The following is a 15,097-nucleotide window of genomic DNA, read 5'->3' on the forward strand; positions in this document are numbered from 1 at the left end:
TCGGATTGTTCCGGATGTTCAAGGGTTTGCACCTTCTGGTGCGGGTCCGCCGGCCTTTGGGCCATGAACGCCGGAAAATGTCGCAAGGGATGCTCATCAAAAGCCCTTGCAGAGGATTGGCCGCTTAACCGCAGAGCCATCGGATTTATCTCGAGAAGCTGGTCTTTTTTGTCAAATCGATTGTTGCTGAATGTTTGGTTGTCCATTGGTATCCCCCATGGAGACGAAATGTTCGTGAAGGCAAGGATGGATATTGGCAATGAGAATGATCAAGTGTCTTAAGGGCATTTGGTGGATGCCTTGGCATGCACAGGCGATGAAGGACGTGATACGCTGCGATAAGCGTCGGGGAGGTGCGAATACCCTTTGATCCGACGATTTCCGAATGGGGAAACCCACCTTAGATATCTAGAAAATTTGAACTGTTGGAACGATGAAGCGCTGTTTTGGTTTGTTTCTCAAAAGGAGGCACCCATACAGACCGCTCGGTCGTCGCGGCTTATGCCGCGCCCTCCCGGAGCACAGCCCTGAAAGGGCGGTACGTGCGTGAGGGAAGAACACTTCAACTTTCTAGATATCAAAATAAGGTATCTAACTTTCGAATACATAGGGGTTAGAAGCGAACCCGGGGAACTGAAACATCTAAGTACCCGGAGGAAAGGACATCAAACGAGACTCCGTAAGTAGTGGCGAGCGAACGCGGACCAGGCCAGTGGCTTTTATGAGACAAGTGGAACACCTTGGAAAGGGTGACCGAAGTGGGTGATAGTCCCGTACACGTAATGCGAATAAAAGTCCTTGAGTAGGGCGGGACACGTGAAATCCTGTCTGAACATGGGGAGACCACTCTCCAAGCCTAAGTACTCGTGCATGACCGATAGCGAACCAGTACCGTGAGGGAAAGGTGAAAAGCACCCCGACAAGGGGAGTGAAAGAGATCCTGAAACCGAATGCCTACAAACAGTTGGAGCCCAAGATTTGTTCTGGGTGACAGCGTACCTTTTGTATAATGGGTCAGCGACTTAGTCTGACGAGCAAGCTTAAACCGGTAGGTGTAGGCGCAGCGAAAGCGAGTCTGAACAGGGCGTTCAGTTCGTCGGATTAGACCCGAAACCAAGTGATCTAGCCATGAGCAGGTTGAAGGTAAGGTAACACTTACTGGAGGACCGAACCCGCATCTGTTGCAATAGATTGGGATGACTTGTGGCTAGGGGTGAAAGGCCAATCAAACTTGGAGATAGCTGGTTCTCCGCGAAATCTATTTAGGTAGAGCGTCGATCGAATACCTTCGGGGGTAGAGCACTGGATGGGCTAGGGGATCTCACCGATTTACCAAACCTAACCAAACTCCGAATACCGAAGAGTACTAATCGGCAGACACACGGCGGGTGCTAACGTCCGTCGTGAAGAGGGCAACAACCCTGACCACCATCTAAGGTCCCTAAGTTATGGCTAAGTGGGAAAGGATGTGAGGATCCCAAAACAACCAGGATGTTGGCTTAGAAGCAGCCATCATTTAAAGAAAGCGTAACAGCTCACTGGTCTAAATAAGGGTCTTTGCGCCGAAAATGTACCGGGGCTAAAGCCATACACCGAAGCTGTGGATTTGCACGTAAGTGCAAGTGGTAGCGGAGCGTTCTGTAAGCCGTTGAAGAGAGACCCGTGAGGGCTCTTGGAGGTATCAGAAGTGAGAATGCTGACATGAGTAACGATAAAGGGAGTGAGAGACTCCCTCGCCGAAAGTCCAAGGGTTCCTGCTTAAAGTTAATCTGAGCAGGGTTAGCCGGCCCCTAAGGCGAGGCCGAAAGGCGTAGTCGATGGGAACCACGTTAATATTCGTGGGCCTGCGGGTAGTGACGGATCGCGTATGTTGTTCTTCCTTATTGGATTGGAAGGGCTTCGAAGCGGTTCCAGGAAATAGCTCCCGCGTATAGACCGTACCCTAAACCGACACTGGTGGACTGGTAGAGAATACCAAGGCGCTTGAGAGAACTGCGTTGAAGGAACTCGGCAAATTGCACGCGTAACTTCGGAAGAAGCGTGACCCTTATGTACGCAAGTATGTGAGGGTGGCACAGACCAGGGGGTAGCGACTGTTTACCAAAAACACAGGGCTCTGCGAAGTCGCAAGACGACGTATAGGGTCTGACGCCTGCCCGGTGCTGGAAGGTTAAGAGGAGAGGTGCAAGCTTTGAATCGAAGCCCCAGTAAACGGCGGCCGTAACTATAACGGTCCTAAGGTAGCGAAATTCCTTGTCGGGTAAGTTCCGACCTGCACGAATGGCGTAACGACTTCCCCGCTGTCTCCAACGCAGACTCAGTGAAATTGAATTCCCCGTGAAGATGCGGGGTTCCTGCGGTTAGACGGAAAGACCCCGTGCACCTTTACTATAGCTTTACACTGGCATTCGTGTCGGCATGTGTAGGATAGGTGGTAGACTTTGAAGCGGGGGCGCCAGCCTTCGTGGAGTCATCCTTGAAATACCACCCTTACCTATATGGATGTCTAACCGCGGTCCGTTATCCGGATCCGGGACAGTGTATGGTGGGTAGTTTGACTGGGGCGGTCGCCTCCTAAAGAGTAACGGAGGCGCGCGATGGTGGGCTCAGACCGGTCGGAAATCGGTCGTCGAGTGCAATGGCATAAGCCCGCCTGACTGCGAGACTGACAAGTCGAGCAGAGACGAAAGTCGGTCATAGTGATCCGGTGGTCCCGCGTGGAAGGGCCATCGCTCAACGGATAAAAGGTACGCCGGGGATAACAGGCTGATGACCCCCAAGAGTCCATATCGACGGGGTTGTTTGGCACCTCGATGTCGACTCATCGCATCCTGGGGCTGGAGCAGGTCCCAAGGGTATGGCTGTTCGCCATTTAAAGCGGTACGTGAGTTGGGTTCAGAACGTCGTGAGACAGTTCGGTCCCTATCTGCCGTGGGTGTAGGAATATTGACAGGATCTGTCCCTAGTACGAGAGGACCGGGATGGACGTATCTCTGGTGGACCTGTTGTGGCGCCAGCCGCATAGCAGGGTAGCTATATACGGACGGGATAACCGCTGAAGGCATCTAAGCGGGAAACCCACCTGAAAACGAGTATTCCCTTGAGAGCCGTGGAAGACCACCACGTTGATAGGCCGGGTGTGGAAGTGCGGCAACGCATGAAGCTTACCGGTACTAATAGCTCGATTGGCTTGATCATTCTCATTACTTATATCCATCTAAAGCGCTCACGCATGAGCGGGTCTTCGACCCTATGCTCCGCGAAGGCGCCGGACGACCGGCGACGGTCAGTCGACCTTGCGGGCTAACGCCCGGAAAGCCGATAATCTCAATGTTGCAAGACATTGAAAACAGTCGAAACGACAACAAAACCAGCTTCTCTTTCATCGTTGCTTTTTGCTGACCTGGTGGTTACAGCGGAGCGGCTGCACCCGATCCCATTCCGAACTCGGCCGTGAAACGCTCCAGCGCCAATGGTACTTCGTCTCAAGACGCGGGAGAGTAGGTCGCTGCCAGGTCTGCCAAACGCAACATGAAATCATAATCTCTCCACATCCCATACTTTCCAATCAACAGGCCGCATCAAGCGGCCTTTTGCTTTTGCAAAACAGCAGGCACAAGTGCATAATTACACGCCGCTTCAAACGCGGTAGCCGGAAATACCGGCATGGTGGCAAGGGGTGCAGCAGCCCCGTCCGACCGCAGAAGCCTCAAAGCTTCCAGGTCGGACAAACGGAGAAATCCGGGCTGCACCGTCTGACCGCAGGGCAACGCCCGAGGACAGACACACGAAAACGGCAATCGCCGGATATGGTGGCGCGGGGTGGAGCAGCCCGGTAGCTCGTCAGGCTCATAACCTGAAGGTCACAGGTTCAAATCCTGTCCCCGCAACCAATCTCCCAAAAACATCTCAAAACAAGCTTCTCACAAAACACAAACATTAACCCCGCTCCCGCGGGGCTTTGTCGTTTGAGGAAGGCGCAAAAATACCAGCGCAGCCTATGCCGTGATATCGATAACCCCGCAGTCGCCGCTCTCGCTGCCAAACACCAGGCGGTGCCCGGTTCTGTTCCAGTCCATGGACGAAACTGCGCCCTTGCCGGGGCGGCGCAGCAGCACTTCCTTCTGATCGCCGAAGCGGCCGACGAGGATCATGCCGTCGGCATAGCCGATGGCGACGATATCCTCGACGGGATGACAGGCCACTGCCGTCACCGCGCTGTCGCCGCGGGTTCCCAGCTCCAGCGGCGCCTTGCCCATCGGGCCGTCCTTGCCGGAAAACGGCCAGACAACTGTTGCCGGGGCACCCGATGTCGCCAGCCATTTGCCCTTCGGGCTCCACGACCAGCTTTTGACCTTGTTGGGATAGCCGGTCATGCGCATGTGGCGGTTGTCTTCCAGGCGCCAGCCATGCAGGGCATTTTCCTGCATGGAGGTAACGAGAAAACGGTTGTCGGGTGAAAAGATCACCGAGACATGGGCACCCTTCCATTCAAGTTCGGTCGGCGTGCCGTTGGTCGCCGGCCAATGCAGTGTCACGCCATTGTAGCGCGCGACCGCCAGCCGCATGCCCTTGGGCGCAAAGGCGAGCCCTTCGACGCTGCGTTCATGGGTGAATTCACGCACCGATCCGTCGGGTGCACGCACCCAGGCAGTCTTTCCCGATGCATAGGCCACGGCGCCATTCGGTGCCGCCGCCAGCGCCGTCATCCACTTGCGCGGTATCCTGCTGAGTTCGGCGACTTCACCGTTCAGGCCGATCGAACAGACCCGGCCATCCTCGCCGCTTGTAAGCAATGACTTACCATCGACGGATGGTACGGCGCAAAGCAGGCCGTCATGGGCCTCCACGGTCTTGTGGCCATTGTCGAGCCGATGCACGCTGCCGTCGGCAAGCGCGAAGAACGGGACATCCTGGATAAAGCGCGCGTCAACGCAATGGCCGGCGAGGTCTAGCGGGGCAATGGTCGGCATCAGGCAAGGCAGCTTTCAAGTCCGGATTTCAGCGCATCATGGTCGAGTTCACGGCCGATGAAGACAAGGCGGCTTTCGCGCTTTTCGTTGTCTTTCCACGCCCGCTGATGATCGCCCTCGATGATCATATGGACGCCCTGGATGACGTAGCGCTCGTGATCGTTCCGGAAGGCGAGAATGCCCTTGAGGCGCAGGATATTCGGACCCTGTTCCTGGGTGATCTTCTGCACCCACGGGAAGAACTTGTCGGGATTGAGCTCGCCGACGCGCAAGGAGACCGAGACGACCGTGGTGTCATGAATCGGCGATGCATGATCATGGTGGTGATGGTGGTCATGCCCATGGTCATGGTCGTGATGATGATGCGCATGATCGTGATCATGATCGCAATCGGGCCCGCAGGCATGATCGGGGTGATCGTGGTCGAGGAAATGCGGATCGTTTTCCAATGCGCGCGTCAGGTCGAAAGCGCCGCGGTCAAGCACCCGCGTCAGGTCGATGTCGGCGCGCTCGGTCCGGTGGATGACGGCATAGGGGTTGATGGCGCGCACCGTGGCTTCGACGGCGGCGAGTTCCTCCGGCGTGACCAGGTCGGTCTTGTTGAGCAGAACGACGTCGGCAAAGGCAATCTGGTCTTCCGCCTCGCGGCTGTCCTTCAGGCGCAGCGGCAGGTGCTTGGCGTCGACGAGCGCCACGACGGCATCCAGCATGGTCTTGCTACGCACATCATCATCCATGAAGAAGGTCTGGGCGACAGGGACGGGATCGGCAAGGCCGGTTGTTTCGACGATGATGGCATCGAAACGGCCGGGACGGCGCATCAGGCCCTCGACGACGCGGATCAGGTCGCCGCGCACGGTGCAGCAGATGCAGCCATTGTTCATTTCGTAGATTTCTTCGTCGGATTCGACGATCAGATCATTGTCGATGCCGATCTCGCCGAACTCATTGACGATGACCGCATAGCGTTTGCCGTGATCTTCGCTGAGAATGCGGTTGAGCAGCGTCGTCTTGCCGGAGCCGAGATAGCCGGTGAGCACGGTGACGGGGATTTGGGGGATGCGCGCCGCATCCGGCGCAGCACTGGTGGTCGTTTGAGCTTCACTCATCGTGTGCCTCTTTGAATGGATGAACACAGGATATAGGTGATCGCCGCCGCTTTTGCTACATCAACTGTATTCAATTGCATGAATGGTTTGTTCAACCGGATTGAGCCTGTCAAGGGCGCAAAGCCGAAACGTCGAAGCGGTCGACATCCTCAAGCAGTTCAATGATGCCTTGCACACTGTGCGCAATGATCTGTTCGCCCGCTTCTGCGGTGGCGCGGGCGGCGTTGCCGGCAACGCCCAGCCGGTTGAGATCCGACATCTTCCAGCCAAAGGCATGCGGGCCGTAGGCGCGCAGGTGCTTGTAGTCCCGGATATAGGCGCGTTGGTTCGAATCAAAGTCCCGCGCCTTTGTCATATCCACTGTTTCCGGGTAGAGCGCCAGCATCACCGATGTTTCGATAAAGCCGCCATGAATGTCGAGCGCCTTGTCTTCCGGCGAAATCAAGCCATCCGGCAAACCAAACCGTGTCCAGCTTGTTGCCACGGCAAGCATATTGCAATGCACGCGCAGTTCCGTCGCGACGATGGTCATCAGCGGCGCGTTGCCGCCATGGGCGTTGAGGATCACCAGTTTGGACTGGCCACGACCGGCAACCTGCCTGCCGATGTCGATCCAGCGGCGGACAGCCGCATCGAAGGCGAGGGTCTTCGTGCCGTCGACATCCATATGCTCGATGGAGTAGCCGACGGGTTCAACCGGCAGGATGTCGACGGCAAGTGTGGGGGGAAGTGCCCGTTTCAGCCGTTCCGTCAACCCTTGCGCGATCAGCGTGTCGGTGTCGAAGGGCAGATGCGGGCCATGCTGCTCGTGGGCACCAAGCGGAAGAAGGGCAATGGTTCTGGCGGAAGAAGCGGGCATGGGTCACTCACGCGGTTTGACGGACCCTGTTAGCATAATTGTCGCGATGCCACGAGGATAGGCGCCGGAGGCCGGATTTTTACAGGCTTATTTCAAGCGCAACAGCAATTCGTCGGCAAATTTCATCAGAATGTCATATAAGAATTGTAACGCGGATTCATCGGGGGGATTGGACTTATGGTGCGGAGCTGAATGTTGGGGCGCCAAGATCTGTTTTCCATACAATTCCGGACTGCGCAGCGCCGATATTCTTCGCCTGATAATTGCCATTTACCAAAAAGAGCTAGCCGCCTTATCATCAACCGGACAATGGGTTCATAGCGAGCAGGAATTTGAATGGTCAAGGAACGCAAGCCTCTCATCCTTCATCGTCTGCAATCAACCGCTCGCTTGACGCGAACGGCACTGGCAACCCGGCTGCTGGCCCATGGTTTCTACGCCGGGCAGGATGCCGTCATGTTGCAACTGGCCCATGAAGACGGCCTTTCGCCGAGCGTTCTGGCAAAACGCCTGGGTGTCCGGCCGCCGACGATCACCAAAACCATCTCCCGGCTGCAAACGCAGGGTTTCGTCAAGAAGGAAGGGTCGGCGACCGATCAGCGCCAGGCCCATATCTTTTTGACCGATACCGGCAATGAAGCGATCCGGGCGATCGAAAAATCCATCCGCAAGACCGAGAAGGATGCGATGAAGGGCTTCGACAAAAAAGAGCGCAAAGCCCTGATCAAAATGCTGCAGCGGCTGGAGATCAATTTGTCGGCTGCCGAACTGCTGCGCCAGACCGGCTCGGAGGACGATCACGAGGAGGACGAGGGGGAAGAAGAGTAATTTTCTCGTCGCTCGTGGTGATTTACCGTTACAAATGATGTGAAATTGCTAACATGACGGCACGTCCCGCCGTCTGATTGGTTAGCTCCTTGCCTGTACCCGCTCCTTCCTCCCAGGAGGCCGTTCCTGCTGCCGCAATTCTTTACATCTTTGCGGCGGGCATCCTGTTTTCCTGCCTGGATTCAAGCGCCAAATATCTGGTTCTCCAGGGTATTCCGCCCGCATTCATTTCGTGGATGCGGTTTGCCGAGCATACGGTGCTGGTTTTCATCTTCTTTCGCGGCTGGACCAATCCGGCGCTGTTCAGGGTCAAGAGCATCCGCTTTCAGCTGCTGCGCGGCTTGTGCCTGTTCGGTTCCACCTATTTCAATTTCTATGCGCTGCAGACCATGCAGCTGGGCGAGACGATCACGATCACCTTCGCCGCGCCCATGGTCATTGCCGCCTTGGCAGGGCCACTGCTGGGGGAGTGGGCCGGCTGGCGCCGCTGGGCGGCGATCATCGTGGCATTCATCGGCGTGCTGATCATTGCGCGGCCCGGCTTCGGAACGCTCAATCCCGGCTTGCCCTATTCGATACTGGCCATGCTCAGCTATTCGCTCTACGTGCTGCTGACCCGCCGCATGGCTGCCACCGAATCACCAGAAAGCCTGATCTTTTTTTCCGCGCTCGCGCCTGCCGTGCTGATTTCGCCGGCCATCACCCAAGCCGTGATGCCGCAGACATGGTTCCAGATTGCGCTTCTGCTCATGCTCGGTTTCTTCGGCGGGTTAGGGCACTATCTGATCATTCTGGCCTACCGGCGCGCGACCACGGCCGCGCTTGCGCCCTATCCGTTTCTGCAGATCGTCTGGATGCTCGCCTTCGGATATGTGTTTTTCGGCCAGTTTCCCGATGTTTACACGCTTGTTGGCGCGGTTATCGTCATTGGCAGCGGGCTTTACGTCGTGCATCGCGAACACCGGTTGCGGCGGCGGTCCTGATCGCAGTCCGCATCCGCGCGTCACCGGCTCAATTGCTGCTTTGCGGGGCACGGGCGGCGAAAGGGCTTTGATTTATCCGGTTGCAGTGGCATAACGCCAGAGAATGACACTGTAATTGTCTGGCTAGACGGCGGGGAGGCGGTTTTTGGCGCAAAAGATCAAACTATCGACAATTGCCGACGCGCTGAAAGTGTCCACTGCAACCGTATCGCTTGCGTTGCGCGACAGTCCGCTTGTCGCCGATCAGACCCGCGAAAAGATCAAGGAACACGCGCGCGCCATCGGTTATATCTACAACCGCCGGGCGGCCAGCCTGCGCACGTCGCGCTCGGGCATTGTCGGTGTGGTGGTTCACGACATCATGAACCCGTTCTTTGCTGAAATCTTGCGGGCAATCGAAGGAGAACTTGATCGCTCCGGCCAGACCTTCATCCTGTCGAACCATTACGATCAGCTCGACAAGCAGCGCACCTTCATCGAGACCGTCCTGCAATTGGGCGGTGACGGCGTGATCATGTCGCCGGCCATCGGCACCCCGGCCGAAGATATCCGCATGGCGGAAGACAATGGTCTGCCAGTTGTCCTGATTGCGCGGTCGGTCAAGGATGCCAACGTGCCGGTGTTCCGGGGCGATGATTCCTACGGTATCAGCCTGGCCACGAATCATCTGATTTCACTCGGGCACACGCGGATTGCCATGGTCGGCGGTACGGACCAGACGTCGACGGGCCGTGACCGCTACGAAGGTTATCTCCTGGCGATGCAGAAGGCCGGTCTTGAGGTCAAGCCGGAATGGCGCATTCCCGGGCCGCGCACCAAACAGGCCGGTTTTGACGCCGCGCCGCAGTTCCTGGCGCTGAAGGATCATCCGACGGCGGCCGTCTGCTGGAATGATCTGGCTGCCATCGGCATGATGAACGGCATTGCCCGTGCCGGGCTGGTGCCCGGCGTCGATATTTCCGTGACCGGTTATGACGACCTGGAAGAAGCGGCGATTGCCACGCCGGCGCTGACGACCGTGTGGAACGGCCAGCGCGAGGTCGGCCAGCGCGCCGCGCGCGCCTTGCTCGACCAGCTCAATGGGGCGGATACCCACGCACGGCAGGAGCTGATCAAGCCGGAACTGCGCATCCGGCAGTCCACATCCAAACCCAAGGAACGGTAGTCCGGTTCACAGCCGCGTTTTCAACAGGCGGCTTAAAGCTTGATTAAGGCTGTTTGCCTAAGGTCGCTCCAGGCCAGTAATCCCCGGGGAGATCGTCGTGAAGCTGAGTTTGCCTGCCGGGATTGGCCTTGCCGCCTTTTTCGCCGCCGTTGCGGTGCTTGGGGATTTTTTGTCGTCCGCCAGCCCGCCGCCCGTGCAGGTCGATCCGACGACGACCGCTTCCATCGGACTGACAGATTTCGACCGGCCCGCCTTTCTCATCAGCAGCCCGGGAGGCGCGGCAAAGTGCAAGATCTTTCCACAAGGCAACGGTATTGCAGGGCATGATGCGCTGCACGTCGCCAGGGAATGTGCGGCGCTGTATGCGCCTTTGGCCGACGCGACGGAGTGGCGCAACAATCAGGACGGAACCATCGCTCTTGCGGATCAGTCCGGGAAAACCATCGTTGAATTCAGCCCCGGCGACGGACGGGCCTATGTCAGCGTTGCGCCGCGCTCCGTCCTGCTCTCGCTGTCGGCGAGCGGGCTGAATCTGTTCTAGCCGGGATTATTCTGCCGCCTGAAGCCGTTCGCGGGTGGCCTTGTGCGCCCGGGCGGCATCACCGAAAGCGGCAAAAATCTTGCGCGACGGGCTGTCGCTTTTTACCCAATATTCCGGATGCCATTGCACGCCGACAGCAAAACCGCGGGCGTTTTTGACCGACACGGCCTCAATGGTGCCATCCTCCGCCACCGCTTCAATGTCCAGCTGGGCCGCCGGCTTGTCGATGGCCTGCCGGTGCACGGAATTGACCTGAACCGTATCCGCCTGCATGACATTGGCGAGGCACGAGCCCGGCTTGATGCGCACGGGATGGCGGATGGCAAAACGCTCCGCCTGCTGCTCGGATTGCGGCGCCCGGTGATCCATGCGGCCATCCAGTTCCTGTATCTCGGTGGCGAGCGTGCCGCCGAGCGCGACGTTCAGCTCCTGAATGCCGCGGCAAATGGCAAGCAGCGGCACACCGCGCTCGATGGCGCGCCGGATCAGGGGCAATGAGGTCGCATCACGGGCAGGATCGTAGGGCTCGTGCGCTTCGGTGGGCTCGACGCCGTAGAGCGCGGGATGGACATTGGATTTGGAGCCTGTGATCAGAACTCCGTCCACGCCGTCAAGAATGGTATCGATATCGAGGCCTTCGCCGAAAGACGGGACAATCAGGGGGATGACGCCCGCTGCCTCGTAGGCCGCCTTCAGATACTGATCGGGCGCTGCGTGCCACGTGTAGTTTTCAAAGGCACGAACGTCTGATGTGATGGCGACGAGTGGCTGCCGCATGGGGATGCTCCATAAACAAATCTTGATAGAATGTAGTGCAGTTCGGGGGTGTTTCCAATGGGTCCGGCCCCGAGAGCCTTTCGGCCGCAAAGACGGCTTTTCTGTGAGGTTTTCCCGGATTTTCGTCGGCTTTGCACCGCGCCCCGTTTGTGTTTTCAGCCGCTGGACTTGAAGAGTCGAGTGTGTATGGTGGTCGGCGGACCGGGAGAAATGGACTGTTTGTCCGGGGGGTCTGAACCGAAATACTGGAGGAGAGTATATGGATCGTCGTTCATTCATCAGGAATGCCGGATATGCCAGCGCGGGGGTGGCTGCGGCTACCACATTGGCCGCGCCGGCAATCGCGCAGTCGATGCCGAAGATCACGTGGCGCTGTGCGTCGTCATTTCCAAAATCACTCGATACGATCTATGGCGGCGCCGAGGTTCTGTCGAAATATCTGAAGGAAGCCACGGACGGCAATTTCGTCATCCAGCCCTTCGCGGCCGGCGAAGTCGTTCCGGGATTGCAGGCTGCCGATGCGACGGCCGCAGGTACGGTCGAACTGTGCCACACCGTTGCCTATTATTACTGGGGCAAGGACCCCACCTGGGCTCTGGGTGCAGCCGTACCCTTCGCGCTCAATGCCCGCGGCATGAATGCCTGGCAGTACCAGGGCGGCGGCATTGACCTGATGAACGAGTTCTTCAACAAGCAGGGCCTGCAAGCCTATCCGGGCGGCAATACCGGCGTGCAGATGGGCGGCTGGTTCCGCAAGGAAATCAAGACCGTCGAGGATTTGAAGGGCCTCAAGATGCGCGTCGGCGGTTTTGCCGGCAAGGTGCTGGAAAAGCTGGGTGTCGTGCCGCAGCAGATCGCCGGCGGTGACATCTATCCGTCGCTCGAAAAGGGCACGATCGATGCGGCCGAATGGGTTGGCCCCTATGACGATGAAAAGCTCGGCTTCCACAAGGTGGCGCCCTATTATTATTATCCCGGCTGGTGGGAAGGCGGTCCGACGGTCAGCTTCATGGTCAACAAGCAGAAATGGGATTCGCTGCCGCCGAGCTATCAGTCACTGTTCCGCACGGCGGCCCAGGCAACCGATGCGAACATGCTGCAGAAGTATGACTATGTGAACCCTCCGGCCATCAAGCGGCTGGTTGCCGGCGGGGCGCAGCTGCGTCCGTTCACGCCGGAAGTCCTCAATGCCTGTTTCGAGGCGGCCAATACGGTCTATGCCGAAATCGAAGCGACCAATGCGCCGTTCAAGAAGATCTGGGACTCCATCAAGGCTTTCCGCAACGAGCATTTCCTTTACGCTCAGGTGGCCGAATACACCTTCGACACGTTCATGATGGTCCAGCAGCGCAACGGCAAGCTCTAAGCCAGCCGTTTTGAGCAAACAAAAGCCCGGCAGCGATGCCGGGCTTTTTCGTGTCCTGCCGTCACATTTTCGGCGGCTGGCTCAAATCCGGTGCCGCCGGTTGCGCGGGCGGCGCCGGATTGGGCGCGGGACCGCCAAGCGGCGGTGCACTGAGGTCGGTGCCCAGTCCGCCGCCAAGGCCACCACCCAAACCGCCGCCAAGCCCGCCGCCGAGGTCGGAATTGGGAATCTGGATCGTCGCCGGATTGATCGTGCTGGCAGGGCCGGTGTAGTGCATGACCATCTGCGGGAACATGATCGTCAGGGCCACCATGAGGATCTGGATGCCGACGAAGGGCACGGCGCCCCAATAGATCTGCCCGGTGGTGATCGGCTGGATTTTCTTGCCGGTGATCTTGTCCATATAGGGCACCTTGGCCGCCACGGAACGCAGATAGAACAGGGCAAAACCGAACGGCGGATGCATGAAGCTGGTCTGCATGTTGATGCCGAGCAGCACGCCGAACCAGATCAGGTCGATGCCGAGCTTGTCCGCGACAGGCGCAAGCAGCGGCACGATGATGAAGGCCAACTCGAAGAAATCGAGAAAGAACGCCAGGAAAAACACGAGGATGTTGACGACGATCAGGAATCCGACCTGTCCGCCCGGCAGGGATACCAGCAGGTGCTCGACCCAGACCTGACCGTTGACGCCGTAGAAGGTGAGCGAGAACACACGGGCTCCGAGCAGGATGAAGAGCACGAAGGATGACAGTTTTGTCGTTGACGCCAGCGCCTGATTGATCACGCTGAAACGGAGGCGGCCCTTCGAGGCGGCCATGAGCAGGGCGCCGACGGCCCCCATGGCACCGCCTTCCGTCGGCGTGGCGATGCCGAGGAAGATCGTGCCGAGCACGAGGAAGATCAGGGCGAGCGGCGGAATGAGAACGATGATCACCTGCTGCGCCAGCCGTGACATCAGGTTGAGGTGGAGTGAGCGATCCGCCAGCGCGAAAGCGTAGACGGCGATGGTGCCGATGGTCGCGCCCCAGATGTCGGCGTTGGTTCCCGCCACGGGTGTCAGCCAGACAATCGCGGCGTAGGCGATCGCACCGGCAACGGCGAGGGCAACGATGAGCGATGTGACGCCCGATCCCAATGTGCGCGCCTCGACGGGAAGAGCCGGCATGGATTTCGGTTTGAAGATGGACAGGGTCAGGACATAGACCATGTAGAGACCCGTCAGCACGAGGCCCGGGATCAGCGCGCCATGATACATGTCGCCAACGGAACGTCCGAGCTGGTCGGCGAGAACGATCAGGACGAGGGATGGCGGAATGATCTGTGCCAACGTGCCGGATGCGGCGATCACACCGGATGCGACACGGCGGTCATAGCCGTAGCGCAGCATGATCGGCAGTGAGATCAGGCCCATGGAGATGACCGATGCCGCGACGACGCCGGTGGTGGCCGCGAGCAGGGCGCCGACGAAGATGACGGCATAGGCGAGGCCGCCGCGAATCGGACCGAACAGCTGGCCGATCGTATCGAGCAGGTCCTCGGCCATGCCGGAGCGCTCGAGGATGATGCCCATGAAGGTGAAGAACGGAATGGCAAGCAGGGTGTCATTCGACATCACCCCCCAGAACCGTTCGGGCAGGGCATAAAGGAACGGCCAGTCGAGGGTGATCGTGCCGTTGGAATAGGGGGCAAGTTCGACGCCAATGAAGAAGAACAGCAGCCCGTTTGCAGCAAGGGCAAAGGCGACGGGGTAGCCGATCAGCATGAAGACGATCAGCGAAACGAACATGATCGGCGCCATGTTCTGCGCAATAAATTCAATCATTGCGCGCCTCCGCCATGGCGACTTCCTGTTCCGCAATCTCTTCGAGGCTGAGAGGCGGATTGGGATCGGGGATATCGCCGCGCATCACCGCAATCTTCTTGATGATTTCCGAAATGCCCTGAATGGCCAGAAGCAGGAAGCCGACCAGCAGGATCAGCTTGCCGGGCCATTGCACCAGCCCGCCGGCGCTGGGCGAGCCTTCGCCGCTGCGATAGGACAGGCTGACATAGGGGACGAAGTAAAAGCACATGAGCAGGACGAAGGGCATCAGGAAAAACAAGTGCCCGAGCAGATCGATCCAGTGCTGCACCCGGCGCGAAAAGGCGCCGTAGACGATGTCGATGCGGATGTGCTCGTTCTGCTGCAGCGTATAGGCCGCGGCCAGCATGAACGCGCCGCCAAACAGGAACCACTGCAATTCCAGCCAGGCATTGGATGACTGGTTGAACACCTTGCGCACAATGGCGTTGCCGGCGCTCACCACCACGGCCAGGAAAATCAGCCAGGCGACGTTGCGGCCAATAAATTCGTTGAAGCGGTCAATGGCTCTCGATACGGCAAGCAAAGCCGACATGCAGTTCCTCCCCCTCAGTCCGGCAACCCTCCGTTGCCGGGAAAAGCACCCGGACAGCCCTTGGCTGCTCGTCAAAACGGCGGCAATGCCTTCGTTT

The 15,097-nt window shown here is 58.4% G+C and carries 11 protein-coding genes, 1 tRNA gene and 2 rRNA genes; 8 read left to right on the plus strand and 6 right to left on the minus strand.

Annotation, left to right across the window (positions count from 1 at the left end):
• The first annotated feature begins 267 nt into the window (after positions 1-267).
• The 3 genes from ACZ25R_RS06775 (at position 268) to ACZ25R_RS06785 (ending at position 3,893) form a co-directional block, all read left to right on the plus strand.
• Positions 268-3,198: ribosomal RNA gene (locus ACZ25R_RS06775) — 23S ribosomal RNA — on the plus strand.
• A 204-nt stretch (positions 3,199-3,402) separates the two neighbouring features.
• Positions 3,403-3,517, plus strand: a 5S ribosomal RNA gene (gene rrf, locus ACZ25R_RS06780).
• 299 nt (positions 3,518-3,816) lie between these two features.
• Positions 3,817-3,893, plus strand: a tRNA-Met gene (locus ACZ25R_RS06785).
• A gap of 105 nt (positions 3,894-3,998) precedes the next feature.
• On the opposite strand, the gene ACZ25R_RS06790 is transcribed toward ACZ25R_RS06785, so the two are convergent.
• The 3 genes from ACZ25R_RS06790 to ACZ25R_RS06800 form a co-directional block, all read right to left on the minus strand.
• The gene (locus tag ACZ25R_RS06790) at positions 3,999-4,973 is read right to left on the minus strand and encodes a WD40 repeat domain-containing protein (protein WP_472460536.1); all 975 of its coding nucleotides are present in this window, start codon (positions 4,971-4,973) and stop codon (positions 3,999-4,001) included.
• On the minus strand, positions 4,973-6,082 hold the full coding sequence (locus tag ACZ25R_RS06795) for a CobW family GTP-binding protein (protein ID WP_464661482.1): 1,110 nt from the start codon (positions 6,080-6,082) through the stop codon (positions 4,973-4,975). Before ACZ25R_RS06795 ends, ACZ25R_RS06790 begins: the two co-directional genes overlap by 1 nt.
• A gap of 109 nt (positions 6,083-6,191) precedes the next feature.
• On the minus strand, positions 6,192-6,941 hold the full coding sequence (locus ACZ25R_RS06800) for a creatininase family protein (protein ID WP_472460537.1): 750 nt from the start codon (positions 6,939-6,941) through the stop codon (positions 6,192-6,194).
• A 336-nt stretch (positions 6,942-7,277) separates the two neighbouring features.
• Between ACZ25R_RS06800 and ACZ25R_RS06805 the strand changes: the two genes are divergently transcribed.
• From ACZ25R_RS06805 to ACZ25R_RS06820, 4 genes are all read left to right on the plus strand, one after another.
• A complete protein-coding gene (locus ACZ25R_RS06805) occupies positions 7,278-7,769 on the plus strand; it encodes a MarR family winged helix-turn-helix transcriptional regulator (RefSeq protein ID WP_223615934.1) in 492 nt (163 codons plus the stop codon).
• Between the two features lie 89 nt (positions 7,770-7,858).
• Entirely contained in the window at positions 7,859-8,752 is an 894-nt protein-coding gene (locus ACZ25R_RS06810) for a DMT family transporter (protein WP_464661480.1), read from the plus strand.
• Between the two features lie 145 nt (positions 8,753-8,897).
• The gene (locus ACZ25R_RS06815; RefSeq protein WP_472460538.1) at positions 8,898-9,917 is read left to right on the plus strand and encodes a LacI family DNA-binding transcriptional regulator; all 1,020 of its coding nucleotides are present in this window, start codon (positions 8,898-8,900) and stop codon (positions 9,915-9,917) included.
• A 97-nt stretch (positions 9,918-10,014) separates the two neighbouring features.
• Entirely contained in the window at positions 10,015-10,458 is a 444-nt protein-coding gene (locus ACZ25R_RS06820) for a hypothetical protein (protein WP_472460539.1), read from the plus strand.
• A gap of 6 nt (positions 10,459-10,464) precedes the next feature.
• On the opposite strand, the gene ACZ25R_RS06825 is transcribed toward ACZ25R_RS06820, so the two are convergent.
• Positions 10,465-11,235, minus strand: coding sequence for a gamma-glutamyl-gamma-aminobutyrate hydrolase family protein (locus tag ACZ25R_RS06825; RefSeq protein WP_472460540.1), 771 nt, complete (start codon positions 11,233-11,235; stop codon positions 10,465-10,467).
• Positions 11,236-11,494: 259 nt separating this feature from the next.
• On the opposite strand from ACZ25R_RS06825, the gene ACZ25R_RS06830 reads away from it, so the two are divergent.
• Positions 11,495-12,601 carry a TRAP transporter substrate-binding protein gene (locus ACZ25R_RS06830; protein WP_464661478.1) on the plus strand — a complete coding sequence of 369 codons (1,107 nt, stop codon included), beginning with the start codon at positions 11,495-11,497 and terminating at the stop codon, positions 12,599-12,601.
• Positions 12,602-12,662: 61 nt separating this feature from the next.
• On the opposite strand, the gene ACZ25R_RS06835 is transcribed toward ACZ25R_RS06830, so the two are convergent.
• Together ACZ25R_RS06835 and ACZ25R_RS06840 are read right to left on the minus strand one after the other, a co-directional pair.
• Positions 12,663-14,426: a TRAP transporter large permease gene (locus ACZ25R_RS06835; RefSeq protein WP_472460541.1), complete on the minus strand. Its 1,764-nt coding sequence runs from the start codon at positions 14,424-14,426 to the stop codon at positions 12,663-12,665.
• Positions 14,419-15,000 carry a TRAP transporter small permease subunit gene (locus tag ACZ25R_RS06840; RefSeq protein ID WP_223615941.1) on the minus strand — a complete coding sequence of 194 codons (582 nt, stop codon included), beginning with the start codon at positions 14,998-15,000 and terminating at the stop codon, positions 14,419-14,421. Before ACZ25R_RS06840 ends, ACZ25R_RS06835 begins: the two co-directional genes overlap by 8 nt.
• Positions 15,001-15,097: the final 97 nt, after the last annotated feature.

The sequence above is a fragment of the Phyllobacterium sp. RCAM01083 genome (assembly GCF_055685835.1).

Bases quoted from the DNA above. Each gene is read 5' to 3' on its own strand.
- ACZ25R_RS06825 (WP_472460540.1), bottom strand. From the start codon at position 11,235: ATGCGGCAGCCACTCGTCGCCATCACATCAGACGTTCGTGCCTTTGAA.
- ACZ25R_RS06795 (WP_464661482.1), bottom strand. From the start codon at position 6,082: ATGAGTGAAGCTCAAACGACCACCAGTGCTGCGCCGGATGCGGCGCGC.
- ACZ25R_RS06830 (WP_464661478.1), top strand. From the start codon at position 11,495: ATGGATCGTCGTTCATTCATCAGGAATGCCGGATATGCCAGCGCGGGG.
- ACZ25R_RS06800 (WP_472460537.1), bottom strand. From the start codon at position 6,941: ATGCCCGCTTCTTCCGCCAGAACCATTGCCCTTCTTCCGCTTGGTGCC.
- ACZ25R_RS06805 (WP_223615934.1), top strand. From the start codon at position 7,278: ATGGTCAAGGAACGCAAGCCTCTCATCCTTCATCGTCTGCAATCAACC.
- ACZ25R_RS06790 (WP_472460536.1), bottom strand. From the start codon at position 4,973: ATGCCGACCATTGCCCCGCTAGACCTCGCCGGCCATTGCGTTGACGCG.
- ACZ25R_RS06835 (WP_472460541.1), bottom strand. From the start codon at position 14,426: ATGATTGAATTTATTGCGCAGAACATGGCGCCGATCATGTTCGTTTCG.
- ACZ25R_RS06840 (WP_223615941.1), bottom strand. From the start codon at position 15,000: ATGTCGGCTTTGCTTGCCGTATCGAGAGCCATTGACCGCTTCAACGAA.